Origin of the sequence: Enterococcus sp. DIV0358 (assembly GCF_051713465.1) — a bacterium.
GTDB lineage: Bacteria > Bacillota > Bacilli > Lactobacillales > Enterococcaceae > Enterococcus > Enterococcus faecalis.
In genome coordinates this window covers 2,750,001-2,766,856 of the sequence record NZ_JBIOPX010000001.1, presented here as the reverse complement: position 1 = coordinate 2,766,856, position 16,856 = coordinate 2,750,001, and the positions used below count along the sequence as shown (strand labels likewise).

The window sequence follows — 16,856 nt, the reverse complement described above, 5'->3', positions numbered from 1 at the left end:
AATGATAGGAGGAAACGAGAATGAGATACACAAATGGAAATTATGAAGCATTTGCTCGACCAAGAAAACCAAAAGGTGTAGATGACAAGAGTGCCTACATCGTTGGTGGTGGCCTAGCAGGTTTAGCAACGGCTGTTTTCTTAATTCGTGACGGTCAAATGAAGGGCGAAAATATTCACATTTTTGAAGAACTCACGCTGTCTGGCGGTTCTTTAGATGGTAAATTTATTCTCCATGATGGCTTTGTCACTCGCGGCGGACGCGAAATGGAAAACCATTTCGAGTGTTTGTGGGATCTATTTCGTTCGGTACCATCATTAGAAGTAGAAGATGCCTCTGTCCTAGATGAGTTTTACCGTTTAGATTTAGATGATCCAAATTCTTCAAATTGCCGCATTATTCATAACCGTGGCGAACGTGTCCCCGACGATGGACAATTTACTTTATCCAAAAAAGCACAAAAAGAAATCGTTGATTTATTTATGACTTCTGAAGATCAATTAATTGGCAAAAAAATTGAAGATGTTTTCGGCGAAGAATTTTTTGAATCCAACTTTTGGATCTATTGGTGTTCAATGTTTGCTTTTGAAAAATGGCACTCTGCCATTGAAATGCGCCGTTACATCATGCGCTTTATCCACCACATCAAAGGTTTGCCTGACTTTACAGCCTTGAAGTTTACCAAATACAATCAATACGAATCGTTAGTGAAACCATTACTAAGCTTTTTAACCAATCAAGGGGTAGACTTTCAATATGAAACAACGATCAATGATATCCAAGTCGACATCAAAGGAGCTACTAAAGTTGCTCGGCGATTATTGTTGACACAAGCGGGCAAAACCAAAGAAATTCCTTTAACTGAAAATGATTTAGTCTTCGTAACGAATGGTTCAATTACTGAAAGTTCGACGCAAGGAGATCATCATACACCAGCACCAATTACTCATGAACTAGGGGGAAGTTGGAATCTCTGGAAAAACTTAGCAAAACAATCCCCAGAATTTGGGCACCCAGAAGTTTTCTGTGAAAATTTACCAGATGAAAGTTGGTTTGTCTCAGCAACGATTACGTGGGAAAATTTCGATATTGAACCGTATCTTTCTCGGTTAACACATCGTAAATTACGGACAGGAAAAATTGTCACAGGTGGTATTATTACTATCAAAGACTCTAATTGGATGATGAGTTTCGCTATGCATAGACAACCGCATTTTAAAGAACAAAATGATCAACAATCTATAACTTGGGTATATGGATTGCTTTCTAATAAACCAGGAAATTATATCAAAAAACCAATCGAACAATGTACAGGCCAAGAAATTACGCAAGAGTTACTTTATCATTTAGGGGTCCCAGAAGGGGAAATTGAACGTATTTCAGAAGAATCGGCTACCACTATTCCGGTTTATATGCCGTTTATCACTTCTTACTTTATGTTAAGAGAACCAGGCGATCGACCATTAGTTGTACCAAACGGCTCTAAAAATCTTGCTTTTATTGGGAACTTCGCAGATACTGAACGAGATACGGTGTTTACAACAGAGTATTCTGTACGGACAGCGATGGAAGCTGTTTATCAATTGCTGGAGGTTGAACGCGGAGTACCAGAAGTGTTTGCTTCTGCATACGACTTGCGCGTCTTAGCAAACTCTGTTTATTATTTATCTGACAAGAAAAAATTAACAGAAATGGATATGCCGTTCGTGGAACGCAAAATGGTTGAACACTTTGTGAAGAAATTTGAGGATACGTATATTGGTGATATTTTAAGAGAAAATCATTTAATTTAGTTGAAAGAGGTCGGGATAGAAGTGTTTAACTCCGAGAAATAAGAAGGAATTTCCGAAAATTGTTCTATAATTTTTGGAGAATTTTGGCTTATTTCCGAAGGAGTTGCTTCTGTTCCCGCCGTTTATCAGTTTTTGCTCCACGCTCTTTTTTGGTTGTTTTATTAACCGTTGAATAAATATTCGTTATTGTGTATATTTCTTTTATGATTTTATGAATATTAAATATATAATATGTTGAACGGGAGTGGCCAGTGGGCAACTTCGCAAAAAAATCTTAATTTCTGAAGAGACTTTTTCAAAATTTTGTTGAAAAGAAGGCGCATTTTTACCATAGTTTCTTCACATTTAACGGCTATTATTTAAACATACCCGATAAACAAAACCCTAACAAAACACTTTTTCATTTTTTAACTCCTCCGCCCGCCCTTCCCCAAAGGGCGGGTTGTTTTTTTGCGTTAAAGCAGTTGGCATTTTGCGGGGAAAGGATTATCATTATAGAAGAAGTATATAGAAAAAGGCGGCGAGAAGATGGGACGTTGGCAAAAATTACAACAAGCAATGAGTGCTGGTGTAGAGGCGGCGATTGACGCTGGCTGGGACCGCCAAGCTGTTTATGGATTAGTGGAAAGCGCCATAAAAGACACGCGTTTCTTGCCACTTGAGCAAGCGAAAACAGCAGTCGCGGAACTGTTTTCTGAAGTGGAAGAAGTGGGCTCTTCAGCGTATGAGCGATTATTTCGCTTTTCGGCTTATCGTCCGCAAGAAAAGCTCTCGTTACTGTTATGGCAATTAGGTGCAGTGTTGGATCAGCATGGCATGTTGCAATTAGTAGGACCTTATCGTTTCTCGAAGACGGTTGCACCGCATGCGACTTTTTGGGATTTGTTGGCAAAAACAGTTCAAAAAGCCTATCCGTTAGGTCTTCTTGGGAGCTTTAATCAAGAGAAAGCGAAAAAGATACATCAATTAAGAATGTATATTGATCGTCAAAATATCACGTATATCCGCGATTTTTTTAAACAAGAAGGGGACACCGATGAACAGGCATTAAAACGCTATGTTTTTGCGGCGAAGCCGCAAGGAATGGGCGGGCGGAAACTGAAAAAAAGCTCTGCTCGTTTACACAACAAATACCCTGAGGGGGCATCTTATTCTTTAATTAATAAGAAACGATTGACGCCTAATTTTCACAGTGAGTTTATTTTGAATGAAGAAGGGACCTTTGTAACCCAGTGGGATGTGTTAGTTGAAGACTGGCGAGGCAGATTAATTAGTAATCCAGCTTATTATCAAGCGGCCAAAAACAATGAATACCAGGAAAAAGTCTTGAATGGTGAATCGTTTAATTATGCAAATCGGAATAATCGTACCCATGAATTACTAGATAGTTCACCACCAGGGAGATTTGATCATCAATTACGAAAAACAGCCAAAAAAGGTTGGTTAAGTCCCCGTATCCAAGAATACGACTACCGCAGAGAACGACAAATAAAGTGCGATGATTATAGTAAGTAAAACAAGCCAATGTTTCACATGAAACATTGGCTTGTTTTACTCTTAGAGAAAGGCGGTTTTCGTTGCCGCCAATTGAACATTTTGGCCCGTAGGCTAGAGCCTTTTTACTACACAAAAAGGCGGATTTTTCTTTTATCATTCAGGCAAAAATCTTCCGAAAAGCATTGCAAGAAATTGCTATTTGCGTTAAAGTAGGAAAAGATGATTGTGAAACATTTTTCTGTTTCACAAAAAAGGAAGGAGTCTTTATGCTACCCGAAGAATTTAGACAACTATTAGCCGCAAAAGGCATTGAATTGACAGACCAACAGATGACACAATTTGACCAATATTTCCATTTACTAGTAGAATGGAATGAAAAAATGAATTTAACAGCCATTACAGAAGAAAAAGAAGTTTATTTGAAACATTTCTATGATTCTGTTTCGTTGGCATTCTTTGAAGACTTTGCCAGCGATAAAGCCATTTGTGATGTTGGCGCAGGCGCAGGATTTCCAAGTATTCCTTTGAAAATTGTTTTTCCTTCATTAAATGTCACAATTGTTGACTCTTTAAATAAACGAATTACTTTCCTAACAGAGTTGGTGAATCAACTAGGTTTGGCTAATGTTTCTTTGTATCATGATCGTGCAGAAACATTTGGTCAAAAAGCAGAATTTCGTGGCGCGTTTGATTACGTTACAGCGCGAGCAGTTGCACGATTAAATGTTTTAAGTGAACTGTGTTTACCCTTAGTTAAAAAAGAAGGCTATTTTTTAGCCTTAAAAGCATCGAAAAGTGAAGAAGAAATTAATGAAGCAAAACCTGCAATTGCTACATTAGGCGGTCAATTTCAAAAAGAAGTTGGTTTTACTTTGCCGATTACGGCAGACGAACGCCACATTGTCGTGATTCAAAAGAAAAAAGAAACCCCTAAAAAATATCCCAGAAAACCTGGATTACCAAATAAACAACCGATTAAATAAGATGGAGGCACACACATGACACGAATTATTTCTGTAGCGAACCAAAAAGGCGGCGTTGGTAAAACAACGACCACTGTAAATTTAGGCGCATGTTTAGCAAACTTAGGCAAAAAAGTCTTACTGATCGACATTGATGCACAAGGAAATGCTACCAGTGGCATGGGTGTCCCTAAACCAGATGTCGCACACGATGTGTATGATGTCCTTGTAAATGAAGAACCAATCACTAGCGTAGTTCAACATACCAGCCGTGAAAATTTAGATATTGTCCCTGCAACTATTCAATTAGCAGGCGCCGAAATTGAATTAACTTCAATGATGGCTCGAGAATCGCGCTTGAAATTAGCAATTGATGAAGTAAGAGACATGTATGATTTCGTTTTAATTGATTGCCCGCCTTCTCTAGGGCATTTAACAATCAATGCTTTTACAGCAAGTGATTCGATTCTAATTCCTGTTCAATGTGAATATTACGCATTAGAAGGCTTGAGTCAATTGCTAAATACGATTCGCTTGGTTCAAAAACATTTTAACCCTGAATTGAAAATTGAAGGGGTCTTGTTAACCATGTACGATGCTCGGACCAATTTAGGTGCCGAAGTCGTGGAAGAAGTCCGTAAATATTTCCGTGAAAAAGTCTATGACACGATTATTCCAAGAAATGTCCGTTTATCTGAAGCACCAAGTCATGGTTTACCAATCATTGACTATGATATTCGCTCAAAAGGTGCCGAAGTGTATCAAGCACTAGCAAAGGAAGTGTTGGAGAATGAATAAAGGCAAAGGTTTAGGCAGAGGCATCGATGCCTTGTTTCAAGATATCGCAAAGCTAGAAGATGTCGACGTTAAGAACGAACAAGTGACAGAAATTCTATTAAACGAACTTCGTCCCAATCCTTACCAACCGCGGAAAACATTTGATGAAACCTCTTTACAAGAACTTGCAAACTCGATTCTACATTCCGGTGTGTTTCAACCGATTATTGTCCGTAAATCGGCAGTTAAAGGCTATGAAATTATTGCAGGTGAGCGTCGGTTCCGGGCTTCTAAATTAGCCGGCAAAGAAAAAATTCCCGCAATTATTCGCGAATTTGATGAAGAATCCATGATGCAAGTTGCTGTTTTGGAAAACTTACAAAGGGAAGATTTAAATCCGTTAGAAGAAGCAGAAGCTTATGAAATGCTAATGAAAAATTTGAAATTAACACAAGCGGAAGTCGCAGAACGTTTGGGCAAAAGTCGCCCGTATATTGCCAATTATTTACGGTTGCTAACCTTACCTGATGCGGTCAAAGCAATGGTTCAAAAACAAAGCATGTCAATGGGTCAAGCACGGACGTTATTAGGCTTGAAGAACAAAGAACAGCTATTGCCATTAGCTAATCGTTGTATTAAAGACAATTTAACGGTTCGACAATTAGAACAACTTGTCGCTGAATTAAACGAAACACAAGGCAAAAAGGGCAAAAAAGCGAAAAAAGCCATCAAAGAAAAACCCATTTATATTCGAGAAAGTGAAGACCGCTTAATGGATAAATTTGGGACAACCGTAGCAATTCAAGAAAAAGAAGGCAAAGGAAAAATTGAAATTGAGTACTTGTCCTCTTCGGATTTGGCTAGAATTTTAGATATTTTAGATATTCATTTTGACGAGGAATAAAAAGCAAAGTGAGAAAGTAAGACAGAAAGTCACAAATCCTTTTGCTAGTTTCGTTAAAAAATGGTATTGTAATCATGGTATTTTTATATAAGTAAGAGAAGAAAGAAGGCTTGGAACATGTATGATTTAGGCGATATTGTCGAAATGAAAAAGCCGCATGCTTGCCAAGCAAATCGTTGGCAAATCATTCGCATGGGCGCTGATATCAAAATCAAGTGCACGAATTGCGGGCATATTGTCATGATGCCGCGTCGTGATTTTACTAAAAAATTAAAAAAAGTAATCGAGAAAAAAGCAGACTAATGCTTTGATGCCTCTAATAGAAAAGAGAATAGACTGAGAGAAAGAGTGGAAAACAAATGGCACTAACAGCTGGAATTGTCGGCTTACCAAACGTTGGTAAATCGACCCTATTTAACGCAATTACAAAAGCAGGAGCAGAAGCTGCAAATTATCCCTTTGCAACGATTGATCCGAACGTCGGCATGGTTGAAGTACCAGATGCCCGTTTACAACGCTTGACAGAACTAGTAAAACCGAAAAAAACAGTTCCCACAACGTTTGAATTTACAGACATCGCCGGAATTGTTAAAGGTGCCAGCAAAGGAGAAGGGCTGGGAAATCAGTTTTTAAGTCACATTCGTCAAGTAGATGCAATCTGTCACGTGGTTCGTTGTTTTGATGACGAAAATATCATGCGTGAACAAAATCGAGATGCGGATTTCGTTGATCCTTTAGCAGACATTGATACAATTAATTTAGAGCTAATTTTAGCAGATTTAGATTCAATCAATAAGCGCTATACTCGCGTGGCTAAAATGGCGAAAGCAAAAGATAAAGAAGCGGTGGAAGAATTAGCTGTTTTAGACAAAATTAAACCAGTTTTAGAAGAAGGTTTATCTGCTCGTACGATTGAATTTACGCCAGAAGAAGAGAAAATTGTTAAATCTCTTTTCTTATTAACCACAAAGCCGGTCCTTTATGTAGCAAATGTTTCAGAAGATGAAGTGGCGGATCCAGACAACAATGAGTATGTACAACAAGTTCGTAATTTTGCAACCAGTGAAAATGCGGAAGTAATCGTGGTTAGTGCGCGAGCAGAAGAAGAAATTGCCGAATTGGATTCTGAAGAAGACAAGGCTGAATTTTTAGAAGCAATGGGCATTGAACAATCTGGCTTAGATCAATTGATTCGTGCGGCTTACGATTTGTTAGGCTTAGCTACCTACTTTACAGCTGGCGAACAAGAAGTTCGTGCGTGGACGTTCCGTAAGGGAATCAAGGCACCTCAAGCAGCTGGGATTATCCACAGTGACTTTGAACGAGGCTTCATTCGTGCGGAAACAGTTTCTTATGAAGACCTAGATAAATATGGCAATATGCAAGCTGCCAAAGAAGCGGGCCGTGTTCGTTTAGAAGGAAAAGACTACGTCGTTCAAGATGGCGATGTTATGTTGTTCCGTTTTAACGTTTAAAAAAATGTGCCCAACAAGCAATTTGTTTTGGGGTAAGCCCACATATTTAAGGCCATTCAGCCGTTTAGAAAGAGGTTCCCTCTACATGAGGGTGAGGAGGATACAACTATGGAAGCAGAAGCATTACGAGCAATCGTGGCTGAGAATCGTCAATTAGAACAGAATTTGACTAAAAGAAATGAACAATACATTTTTGACTTAAAAAAATCATTAAAAGCGGCTAATTTATCTGAAGAGGAGTTAGCATTGGCTCTACACGGTATTTTACCAGAATTAGTAGCCGGTCAAAAAACAGGTAAAACAGCCCGTCAGTTATTTGGTACTGTTTCAGAACGGACGGAAGCGATTTTAAATAAACCAGCAGAAGTCAAAGAACCAGCGGGCTGGATGATTTGGCTCGACAATACCTTACTATTACTTGGTTTATTAACAATCATGTTAGCGGCGATGTCTCTATTTTCAAAAGGAACCGCACAGCCTCTCGGATTAACCACATATATCTTAGGTGCGATGGCTGGGGGTTATGTTTTCTATCTAATGCACAAATATGTTTACCGTTTTGATCGTCAAGGTGGCGACAAAAGCAAACGTCCTGGTTGGTTAAAAACGACCGCCATTCTATTTGGTGGGATGTTCTTGTGGATTGCAGTTTTCGCTGGTTCAGCGATGCTACCACCAGTGATCAATCCCATCTTAGATCCGATGATTGCTTTAGTAATCGGTGCGTTAGCCTTTGTAGCACGCTATTTCTTCAAGAAAAAATACAATATTCAAGGTAGTTTCATGACACGTCAATAAACGGCGCGCGCTCAATTGTGAAGGCGCTCGGCTGACGCAGAAACTGCAACAAGCAAAGTCGCTCTCTCAATAGAGCGTTTTAACAGTTAAAGCCTGGGGGATTAGTCGAAAAAACTAGTGTCCCAGGCTTCTGTTTTCAGAAGTTTGCTAAAGAAAGGAGCCTCTTATGGGACAACAAGTGAAGTCTTGGTGCCGTCAACACGAGCGGCTACTCATTTTTATTAGTTTTCTCTTATTAAGTGGACTTTCTCTCTATTTTGTCTATTTTCAAGAGAATTTTTTACGAGCAAGTGATTTCCGCTTTCATCAAAATCGGGTGGAAGGTCTCGCATTAGCAATTAAAAACAACGACTGGTTTCCTAAAATCAATTATTTTTTCTTGGGAGGCTATGGCTATGCCTCTAGTTTGTTTTATCCAGATGCGTATCTTTATTTACCTGCGCTTTTGCGTGTTCTGGGTTTTTCCTTTGTCGCTAGTATGGCGATTTTTGTGTTTGCGGTAAATTTGGCAACATTCAGTCTTACTTATTATGCAGGCCGATTAATGGCGCTCTCTAAAAAAAGAAGCTATCTCTTTGCCATTTTGTATGGCTTATCTATTTACCGCATGCAAGACTTGTTTAATCGCCAAGCGTTAGGAGAATTTTTGGCGCTAAGTTTTTTTCCGTTGGTCTTAGCGAGCCTGTTTTTATTACGAAAGGGAACCACGAAATATTGGCCGTTGTTAACGCTGGCGATGACTGGCATTGGGTTGGCTCACTTTATTTCTATTGAAATGGTTTCTATTTGGATTGGGTTATACATTCTGTTTTATTGGCAGCAGTTTTTTAAAAAGGAGGTCCTGTTGGCATTAGCGAAGGCTGCAGGTTTGACGCTGCTTTGGCTGGCCTTTTATCTTTTACCAGTTGCTGAACAAATGAAAAATCAAGTGTTTAAAGTTACGTCCAATCCACTCACTTATATTTCCGAAAGAAGTTATCCTATTGTTTCTCTTTTCATTAATAGTTTAAAGAGCAGTGTTTTTCACGCGAAAACAGCGAATCTAGGAACCCTTTTGTTTGTGGGGCTTGTTGTAGCAGTGGTTTCGCTTGCCAGCAAAAAAATTCAGAACAAACGGTTTATTGGTTTGACGCTAGTACTCTTATTGATGGTAACCACGCTTTTTCCTTGGCACTGGCTGAACCACACGCCTTTAAATACAATTCAGTTTCCTTGGCGGTTTTTAGGGATTCTTTCTGTAATGCTCGCTTTTTTCATTGCACAAGACGAATGGGGCGTTTTCCGTAAATCTTGGACCGTGGCTTTGTTGGTTTTCCTTGCCATCAGCAATTTAGGCATTTATCAATATCAAAGTATTCAGTCACAACAAGGCCGCCTGTTAACAAAAGCTGAGTATGAGCAGCCAGCGCCTTTTTATATCGGTGCGGGCCATGAATATTTGCCAGATGAAATCAATTATCAGGAATTATTGAAACAGAAAAAACGACAACTTGATTATTCGGAAGAACAAGTAACCATTACAAACGTTAGAATGCCTTATGGGAAAATTTCATTTGACTACCAAGTGGTGAATCAATCAGCGAAGGTGACCGTTCCTTTTATTTATTACTTAGGCTATCAAGCCACGATTCAAATGAAAAACCAAACGGGCGCTAAAAAAATGAGCCTAACCAATCAAGGAGGCTTAGCCGCTCTTTCTTTATCTGGTACAGGACATGTCGACATCCGTTACCAAAGAACAAAAGTGCAAAAAATAGGGACAATGATTACCTTGCTTTCTGTTGGTGGTTTTGGATTTAGCCGATTTTTACAACAAAAAAAGAAACACAAGATAAAAGAACAACGATGAAAATAGGACTTTAATTAGGAAGAGTTGAATAAAGGACAAACCGATTTTGGCGTTTTGTCCTTTATTCCTCATTGATTATTTAAACAAATCTAGTTGACTTCCTTAGTATTATCTGTTATTTTCATATATAAAATTAAGTTGAGGAGTGGACAAAAAAATGTCAAATTGGGAAACAAAATTTGCGAAAAAAGGTCTTACATTTGATGATGTGCTATTAATCCCTGCAGAAAGCCATGTCTTACCAAATGATGTAGACATGAGTGTACAATTAGCTAAAAATATCAAGTTAAATATTCCATTGATGAGTGCCAGTATGGATACTGTTACAGATAGTAATATGGCAATTGCGATGGCTCGTCAAGGTGGACTAGGTGTCGTACATAAAAATATGACTGTCGCCCAACAAGCAGACGAAGTACGTAAAGTCAAACGTTCTGAAAGCGGCGTTATCATTGATCCATTCTTTCTAACACCAACAAACTTAGTAGCGGATGCAGAAGAATTAATGAGTCGTTACCGTATTAGCGGTGTGCCAATTGTAGAAACAATGGAAAACCGTAAATTAGTCGGAATTATTACAAACCGTGATATGCGTTTTGTAACGGACTACCAAATCAAAATCGAAGAAGTCATGACAAAAGATCATTTAGTCACTGCGCCAGTTGGCACATCTTTAAAAGATGCAGAAAAAATCTTACAAAAACATAAAATCGAAAAATTACCAATCGTTGATGAAGCAGGTCGCTTAAGTGGCTTAATTACAATTAAAGACATTGAAAAAGTGATTGAATTCCCAAATGCTGCCAAAGACGAACATGGTCGTTTACTTGTGGCGGCAGCAGTCGGTGTCACTAGTGATACGTTCGAACGTGCGGAAGCATTATTAGAAGCAGGTGCGGATGCGATTGTTATCGATACTGCACATGGCCATAGTGCCGGCGTTATTCGCAAAATTAAAGAAATTCGTGAAACGTTCCCTGAAGCAACATTAATTGCTGGTAATGTTGCCACTGCGGAAGCAACCAAAGCATTGTATGATGTCGGCGTTGACGTTGTCAAAGTTGGTATTGGACCTGGTTCAATTTGTACAACACGTGTCGTTGCTGGTGTTGGTGTTCCTCAATTAACAGCGATTTATGATGCTGCTTCTGTGGCTAGAGAATATGGTAAAGCAATTATCGCTGATGGCGGTATTAAATATTCTGGTGATATCGTGAAAGCCTTAGCTGCTGGTGGACATGCTGTAATGCTAGGAAGTATGTTAGCTGGTACAGATGAATCTCCAGGCGAATTTGAAATTTATCAAGGCCGTCGTTTCAAAACTTACCGTGGCATGGGCTCATTGGGCGCAATGGAAAAAGGATCAAGTGATCGTTACTTCCAAGGAAGTGTCAATGAAGCAAACAAATTAGTGCCAGAAGGAATCGAAGGACGTGTCGCCTACAAAGGAAGCGTTTCTGATATTGTCTTCCAATTAATCGGTGGCTTGAAATCAGGGATGGGTTACGTCGGTGCAGCAGACCTGAAAGCGTTGCGTGAAGAAGCACAATTTGTTCAAATGAGTGGTAACGGATTGAAAGAATCACATCCACATGACGTTCAAATCACAAAAGAAGCACCAAACTATTCTGTTCAATAAAATAAAAGCTGATTTTTTTAAAATTTAAAAGAGGCAGACGTCATTTCGACGTCTGCCTCTTTTTCTGTAGAATGAAGGAGTTGCTTCTGTTTCCGCCGTTTATCAATTTTTAAGCCTGTAACAAAAATCACTTTGGATTTTTGTTACAGGCTCCTTTTCCTATAGAATAAAAGCCGTTATCTGATATCAGACAACGACCTTCATCTTCCCTTTATTTAATAACTGTTAGGTTACCCATGTAAGGAACTAGGACTTCTGGTACAGTCACAGAGCCATCTTCGTTTTGGTAGTTTTCTAAAATAGCAGCGACTGTCCGTCCTACGGCTAAACCAGAACCGTTGAGTGTATGCGCATATTGGACTTTATCATTTTCATCACGGTAACGAATCATCGCACGGCGCGCTTGGAAATCTTCACAGTTTGAGCATGAACTGATTTCACGGTACGTTTCTTGAGCAGGAATCCAAACTTCCAAGTCATAAGTTTTCGCAGCTGAGAAGCCCATGTCACCTGTTGAAAGAGCCATGACACGGTAAGGTAATCCCAGTTTTTGCAGAATTTCTTCGGCATTATTCGTCATTTTTTCTAATTCCTCATAAGAATGCTCTGCATCACTAAATTTAACCATTTCGACTTTATTAAATTGGTGTAAACGAATTAACCCACGTGTGTCACGACCAGCGCTACCAGCTTCAGAACGGAAAGAAGGGCTCAAGGCCGTAAAGTAAATCGGTAAATCCTTGCCATCTAAAATTTCATTGTTGTAGTAATTGGTTAAAGGGACTTCCGCAGTTGGAATTAACGTTAAATCCGTATCTTGTAATTGGAAGACATCTTCTTTAAACTTAGGAAATTGGCCAGTTCCGAACATGGCGGTGTCATTAACGATATAAGGCGTAATCATTTCTGTATAGCCATGTTCATAAACATGTAAATCTAACATGAAGTTGTATAACGCACGTTCTAAGCGAGCACCTAAGCCTTTGTAATAAACAAAACGGCTACCAGCTACTTTGGCACCACGTTCAAAATCTAGAATGCCTAAGTTTTCAGCGACTTCCCAGTGTGGTTTTGGTTCAAAAGCAAAAGTTCTTGGTTCACTCCAACGACGTACTTCTACATTTTCTTCTTCACCAGCACCAACAGGCACAGAAGCATCTGGCAAGTTCGGTAAAGTAGTTGTGATCCCACGTAGCTCTTCGTCAATAGCGTTAATTTCTGCATCTAATGCTTTAATATTGCCGCCGACTTCTTTCATTTCCGCGATTTTGGCCGTTGCATCTTCTTTGTTCCGTTTTAATTGAGCAATTTCAGCAGACACATCATTCCGGTATTTTTTCATTTCTTCGACTTTGACTAATAAATCACGGCGACTTTCATCTAAACGCAGAAATTCCACTAAGATTTCTTCTTTCACGCCACGGGTTTGTAGCTTTGCTTTTACTTCGTCAAAATTTTGACGCATCATTTTTACATCTAACATATTTTTTCCTCCTTAAAATTAGTACATAATCAATAATAACTGTTGTAGAAAACAACAAAAAAGCCATCTCACCCCAAAAATAAATATTCTTGGGACGAAATGACTGGAAATCTCGCGGTACCACCCAAGTTCAGTAATGTTACTGCCCTTGATTTGCAGATAACGGCTGCAGACCGTTCCAACTTATTTCGCTGGACACCTGGAAGAGACGGACTTCTTTATAGATGAATGTTTGCTCGCACCCCCGCAAACTCTCTGGAATTCAGTGCCATAAATACTTTTTCTCTTAGTTTTCTCTTTTCTATAGAATACCGAAAAAGTTCAGGGATGTCAATTAACTCTCTGATTTCTTGTTGGTACGCTGTAAGGGTAGATGAATAATAAAGGAGGTCCATTTTTGATCAGACTTCGCATAAATATATCCACCATGTAAAGCGACAATACTTTGTGCAATAGCCAGACCTAAACCAGTACCACCCGTTTCTTGTGATCGGGATTCTTCGACACGATAGAAGCGGTCAAACAACTGATCTAAAGAATGTTTAGGAATAGCTGGTCCATCATTGCGAACAGCGATAATTGCTTCGGTGCCGACTTTGTCTACTTCCATCACAATATGATGGCCGCCTTTGCCATATTTCAAAGCGTTTGAAAGAAGGTTGTTAAAGACTCGGACTAGTTTTTCCGTATCGCCTTCCATCATTAAAGAAGCTGGATTGGCTTTTACTTGGATTTGCATATTAATCTTTTTCGCTTCCAATTCAAAATCGGCAGCAAGCTGTTCAATTAATTGTGCCATATCAAAAGTCGTCGTATGAATCGGTACACTTGGTTGACGGACTTTTGTATATTCAAAAAGATCATCAACTAATAATTTCATTTGTTTCGCTTTGACGTAAGCGGTATGCGTATATTTCAGTAAATCTTCTTGGCTATGAAATTGACGATCTTCAATCAATCCCAGATAACCAATAATAGAAGTTAACGGTGTACGAATATCATGACTGACATTCGTAATTAATTCATCTTTTGATTTTTCAATTCGCCGTTCATCTTCAATGGCTGCGACAGTACTATCCACCAGACCGTTAATACTCGTCACGACTTTTGCTAAATCACCACTTAATTCAAACGGAATGCGGTGATTGTAATTACCATCAGCGATGTAATGTAACTCACTGATAATATGACGCAATTGCATTTGGTGGTAGCGACGAATTAAGCGCCAATAGAGAACGGCTGCATCTACTAAAAAGAAAATGGGTAAGACAAATTTATTCCAGCTCCAAAACAAATCAGTATTTAATTCTTTAGCGACCGCATCCTTAGTGGCCCAGATGACACCAGCTAAGGGCGAGTTTTCACTAAGTAGTTGTCCTAAGAGGAACATAATTGAGACATTTAATAGTAGTAATAAAACAATTGTCACAATTGCTTCTGCTAATAACTCGCTGATTTCTTTAGAAGTTAAGGTAATTCGTTTTTGTTTTTCAATCTTTTTAGGTTTAACGAGCATCGATCTTATATCCAACTCCCCACACTGTTTGAATGACTTTTTCTCCACCAGTTGCTTCTTCAATCTTATCTCTTAAATGACTGACGTGAACCATCACGGTTTTAGCAGAAACAATACTTTCTTGTTGCCACACACGCTCAAAAATTTCATCCGCACTAAACACACGATTTGGATGACTAGCTAATAGATAGAGGATACCAAACTCAAGAGCGGTTAATTGAATTTCTTTTCCTTCTATTGTTTTGACTTCGTGAGAGTCCTTATTAATCATTAATGGGCCGACTTCTAATTCATCGGGTTCTTCTTTGGTTAATTGCATTTGGCTTCTACGTAAAATAGACTTCACCCGAGCCATTACTTCTAAAGGATTAAAAGGCTTGGTGACATAATCGTCTGCACCAGCAACTAAGCCTTTGATTTTATCCATATCGGTTGTTTTTGCTGTTAACATAATAATTGGAATTTGCGATTCTTTTCGAAGTTCTTTCACTACTTCCATTCCATCCATGATTGGCATCATAATGTCCAAGATTAATAAATCGATATCTGGTGTTGTGTGCAATTTGGATAATGCTTCTTTTCCATCATAAGCTTTCACGACTTCGTATCCTTCATTATGAATATAAATACTCAATAGTTCTACAATTTCTTTATCATCATCTGCAACTAAAATTTTCATAAGCGTTCATTTCCTCCATATATAAAAAAATCTCTTTTCCATATTTTAACAAATAATTGCTAAAAAGGACAAAATCCTTGATATATTACGATAAATTTAGAAGATTTTGCTAAAAGTTAATAAACTATAGCCAAAAAAGGATGAAAGGGGGTAAAAAGCGAACGAAAATACCTATACCAATCATAATAATCGGTATTGAAAAAAAGTTTAAAAAAAGTGAAAATAATGATTGACCAATGCTTGAAATCTTGGTATATTATTACATGTCGCAAGGCGAGTCACACAGCTGAGCGATTCAGAAATCAATAATTAAATAACAATTCTTGATTTCAAATCTCTCGAAAAAAGTTTGAAAAAACAACAAAAAAGTTGTTGACAAATAACAAGCGAGATGATAAGATATAGAAGTTGTCACAACAGACAACAACAACCGAGCAAAACAACTTGAAAAAACTTTTTTAAAAAAGTTCTTGACATTCAAACGAAAGTTTGTTATGATATAAAAGTTGCTGCGAGGTAACGTAGACCTTTGAAAACTGAACAAAGAATAGACGAACCAAATGTGTAGGGCGTCTTGATTCAATTCAAGACAACAAACATTTTTAACAAGCAAGCAATATGCTAGCAAACAAATTGAGCTTAACAATCGCAAGATTGTTCTAACTTTTATTATGAGAGTTTGATCCTGGCTCAGGACGAACGCTGGCGGCGTGCCTAATACATGCAAGTCGAACGCTTCTTTCCTCCCGAGTGCTTGCACTCAATTGGAAAGAGGAGTGGCGGACGGGTGAGTAACACGTGGGTAACCTACCCATCAGAGGGGGATAACACTTGGAAACAGGTGCTAATACCGCATAACAGTTTATGCCGCATGGCATAAGAGTGAAAGGCGCTTTCGGGTGTCGCTGATGGATGGACCCGCGGTGCATTAGCTAGTTGGTGAGGTAACGGCTCACCAAGGCCACGATGCATAGCCGACCTGAGAGGGTGATCGGCCACACTGGGACTGAGACACGGCCCAGACTCCTACGGGAGGCAGCAGTAGGGAATCTTCGGCAATGGACGAAAGTCTGACCGAGCAACGCCGCGTGAGTGAAGAAGGTTTTCGGATCGTAAAACTCTGTTGTTAGAGAAGAACAAGGACGTTAGTAACTGAACGTCCCCTGACGGTATCTAACCAGAAAGCCACGGCTAACTACGTGCCAGCAGCCGCGGTAATACGTAGGTGGCAAGCGTTGTCCGGATTTATTGGGCGTAAAGCGAGCGCAGGCGGTTTCTTAAGTCTGATGTGAAAGCCCCCGGCTCAACCGGGGAGGGTCATTGGAAACTGGGAGACTTGAGTGCAGAAGAGGAGAGTGGAATTCCATGTGTAGCGGTGAAATGCGTAGATATATGGAGGAACACCAGTGGCGAAGGCGGCTCTCTGGTCTGTAACTGACGCTGAGGCTCGAAAGCGTGGGGAGCAAACAGGATTAGATACCCTG

General features: G+C 39.3%; 13 protein-coding genes, 1 rRNA gene and 1 other annotated feature (1 of these 15 only partly in view). Of the genes, 11 read left to right on the top strand and 3 right to left on the bottom strand.

Annotated elements, in window-relative coordinates; all coding sequences use genetic code 11:
* The first annotated feature begins 20 nt into the window (after positions 1-20).
* The 10 genes from IGK70_RS13310 (at position 21) to guaB (ending at position 11,694) form a co-directional block, all read left to right on the top strand.
* The gene (locus IGK70_RS13310; protein ID WP_220421804.1) at positions 21-1,793 is read left to right on the top strand and encodes an oleate hydratase; all 1,773 of its coding nucleotides are present in this window, start codon (positions 21-23) and stop codon (positions 1,791-1,793) included.
* A 528-nt stretch (positions 1,794-2,321) separates the two neighbouring features.
* Positions 2,322-3,308 carry a DUF3114 domain-containing protein gene (locus IGK70_RS13305; protein WP_104855985.1) on the top strand — a complete coding sequence of 329 codons (987 nt, stop codon included), beginning with the start codon at positions 2,322-2,324 and terminating at the stop codon, positions 3,306-3,308.
* Positions 3,309-3,556: 248 nt separating this feature from the next.
* Positions 3,557-4,273: a 16S rRNA (guanine(527)-N(7))-methyltransferase RsmG gene (gene rsmG, locus IGK70_RS13300; RefSeq protein ID WP_002355977.1), complete on the top strand. Its 717-nt coding sequence runs from the start codon at positions 3,557-3,559 to the stop codon at positions 4,271-4,273.
* A 15-nt stretch (positions 4,274-4,288) separates the two neighbouring features.
* Complete coding sequence (locus IGK70_RS13295) at positions 4,289-5,050, top strand: ParA family protein (protein ID WP_002355976.1); 762 nt, start codon at positions 4,289-4,291, stop codon at positions 5,048-5,050.
* The gene (locus tag IGK70_RS13290; protein ID WP_002355975.1) at positions 5,043-5,933 is read left to right on the top strand and encodes a ParB/RepB/Spo0J family partition protein; all 891 of its coding nucleotides are present in this window, start codon (positions 5,043-5,045) and stop codon (positions 5,931-5,933) included. The genes IGK70_RS13295 and IGK70_RS13290 overlap by 8 nt, the downstream gene beginning before the upstream one ends.
* 117 nt (positions 5,934-6,050) lie before the next feature.
* Positions 6,051-6,236 (top strand): DUF951 domain-containing protein, encoded by a 186-nt coding sequence (locus IGK70_RS13285; RefSeq protein WP_002355974.1) that lies wholly within the window; start codon positions 6,051-6,053, stop codon positions 6,234-6,236.
* A 56-nt stretch (positions 6,237-6,292) separates the two neighbouring features.
* The gene (gene ychF, locus IGK70_RS13280; RefSeq protein ID WP_002355971.1) at positions 6,293-7,408 is read left to right on the top strand and encodes a redox-regulated ATPase YchF; all 1,116 of its coding nucleotides are present in this window, start codon (positions 6,293-6,295) and stop codon (positions 7,406-7,408) included.
* Positions 7,409-7,516: 108 nt separating this feature from the next.
* Complete coding sequence (locus tag IGK70_RS13275) at positions 7,517-8,206, top strand: DUF1129 domain-containing protein (protein WP_002363563.1); 690 nt, start codon at positions 7,517-7,519, stop codon at positions 8,204-8,206.
* 166 nt (positions 8,207-8,372) lie between these two features.
* On the top strand, positions 8,373-10,055 hold the full coding sequence (locus IGK70_RS13270; protein ID WP_104855953.1) for a 6-pyruvoyl-tetrahydropterin synthase-related protein: 1,683 nt from the start codon (positions 8,373-8,375) through the stop codon (positions 10,053-10,055).
* Between the two features lie 157 nt (positions 10,056-10,212).
* A complete protein-coding gene (gene guaB, locus IGK70_RS13265; protein WP_002355966.1) occupies positions 10,213-11,694 on the top strand; it encodes an IMP dehydrogenase in 1,482 nt (493 codons plus the stop codon).
* 211 nt (positions 11,695-11,905) lie between these two features.
* Here the strand turns inward: guaB and serS are convergent, their stop codons facing one another.
* From serS to IGK70_RS13250, 3 genes are all read right to left on the bottom strand, one after another.
* Complete coding sequence (gene serS, locus IGK70_RS13260) at positions 11,906-13,177, bottom strand: serine--tRNA ligase (protein ID WP_002373670.1); 1,272 nt, start codon at positions 13,175-13,177, stop codon at positions 11,906-11,908.
* An 87-nt stretch (positions 13,178-13,264) separates the two neighbouring features.
* Positions 13,265-13,471, bottom strand: a binding site (T-box leader).
* Positions 13,472-13,511: 40 nt separating this feature from the next.
* Positions 13,512-14,693: a sensor histidine kinase gene (locus tag IGK70_RS13255; protein WP_002363566.1), complete on the bottom strand. Its 1,182-nt coding sequence runs from the start codon at positions 14,691-14,693 to the stop codon at positions 13,512-13,514.
* Positions 14,683-15,372, bottom strand: a complete 690-nt coding sequence (locus IGK70_RS13250) for a response regulator transcription factor (protein ID WP_002355963.1) — start codon at positions 15,370-15,372, stop codon at positions 14,683-14,685. Before IGK70_RS13250 ends, IGK70_RS13255 begins: the two co-directional genes overlap by 11 nt.
* Before the next feature lie 667 nt (positions 15,373-16,039).
* On the opposite strand from IGK70_RS13250, the gene IGK70_RS13245 reads away from it, so the two are divergent.
* Positions 16,040-16,856 (top strand): 16S ribosomal RNA (locus IGK70_RS13245); it runs 744 nt beyond the window's last position.

Excerpts from the sequence above, each read along its gene's own strand:
- IGK70_RS13310 (WP_220421804.1), top strand. The coding sequence starts at position 21 with ATGAGATACACAAATGGAAATTATGAAGCATTTGCTCGACCAAGAAAA.
- IGK70_RS13305 (WP_104855985.1), top strand. The coding sequence starts at position 2,322 with ATGGGACGTTGGCAAAAATTACAACAAGCAATGAGTGCTGGTGTAGAG.
- rsmG (WP_002355977.1), top strand. The coding sequence starts at position 3,557 with ATGCTACCCGAAGAATTTAGACAACTATTAGCCGCAAAAGGCATTGAA.
- IGK70_RS13295 (WP_002355976.1), top strand. The coding sequence starts at position 4,289 with ATGACACGAATTATTTCTGTAGCGAACCAAAAAGGCGGCGTTGGTAAA.
- IGK70_RS13290 (WP_002355975.1), top strand. The coding sequence starts at position 5,043 with ATGAATAAAGGCAAAGGTTTAGGCAGAGGCATCGATGCCTTGTTTCAA.
- IGK70_RS13285 (WP_002355974.1), top strand. The coding sequence starts at position 6,051 with ATGTATGATTTAGGCGATATTGTCGAAATGAAAAAGCCGCATGCTTGC.
- ychF (WP_002355971.1), top strand. The coding sequence starts at position 6,293 with ATGGCACTAACAGCTGGAATTGTCGGCTTACCAAACGTTGGTAAATCG.
- IGK70_RS13275 (WP_002363563.1), top strand. The coding sequence starts at position 7,517 with ATGGAAGCAGAAGCATTACGAGCAATCGTGGCTGAGAATCGTCAATTA.
- IGK70_RS13270 (WP_104855953.1), top strand. The coding sequence starts at position 8,373 with ATGGGACAACAAGTGAAGTCTTGGTGCCGTCAACACGAGCGGCTACTC.
- guaB (WP_002355966.1), top strand. The coding sequence starts at position 10,213 with ATGTCAAATTGGGAAACAAAATTTGCGAAAAAAGGTCTTACATTTGAT.
- serS (WP_002373670.1), bottom strand. The coding sequence starts at position 13,177 with ATGTTAGATGTAAAAATGATGCGTCAAAATTTTGACGAAGTAAAAGCA.
- IGK70_RS13255 (WP_002363566.1), bottom strand. The coding sequence starts at position 14,693 with ATGCTCGTTAAACCTAAAAAGATTGAAAAACAAAAACGAATTACCTTA.
- IGK70_RS13250 (WP_002355963.1), bottom strand. The coding sequence starts at position 15,372 with ATGAAAATTTTAGTTGCAGATGATGATAAAGAAATTGTAGAACTATTG.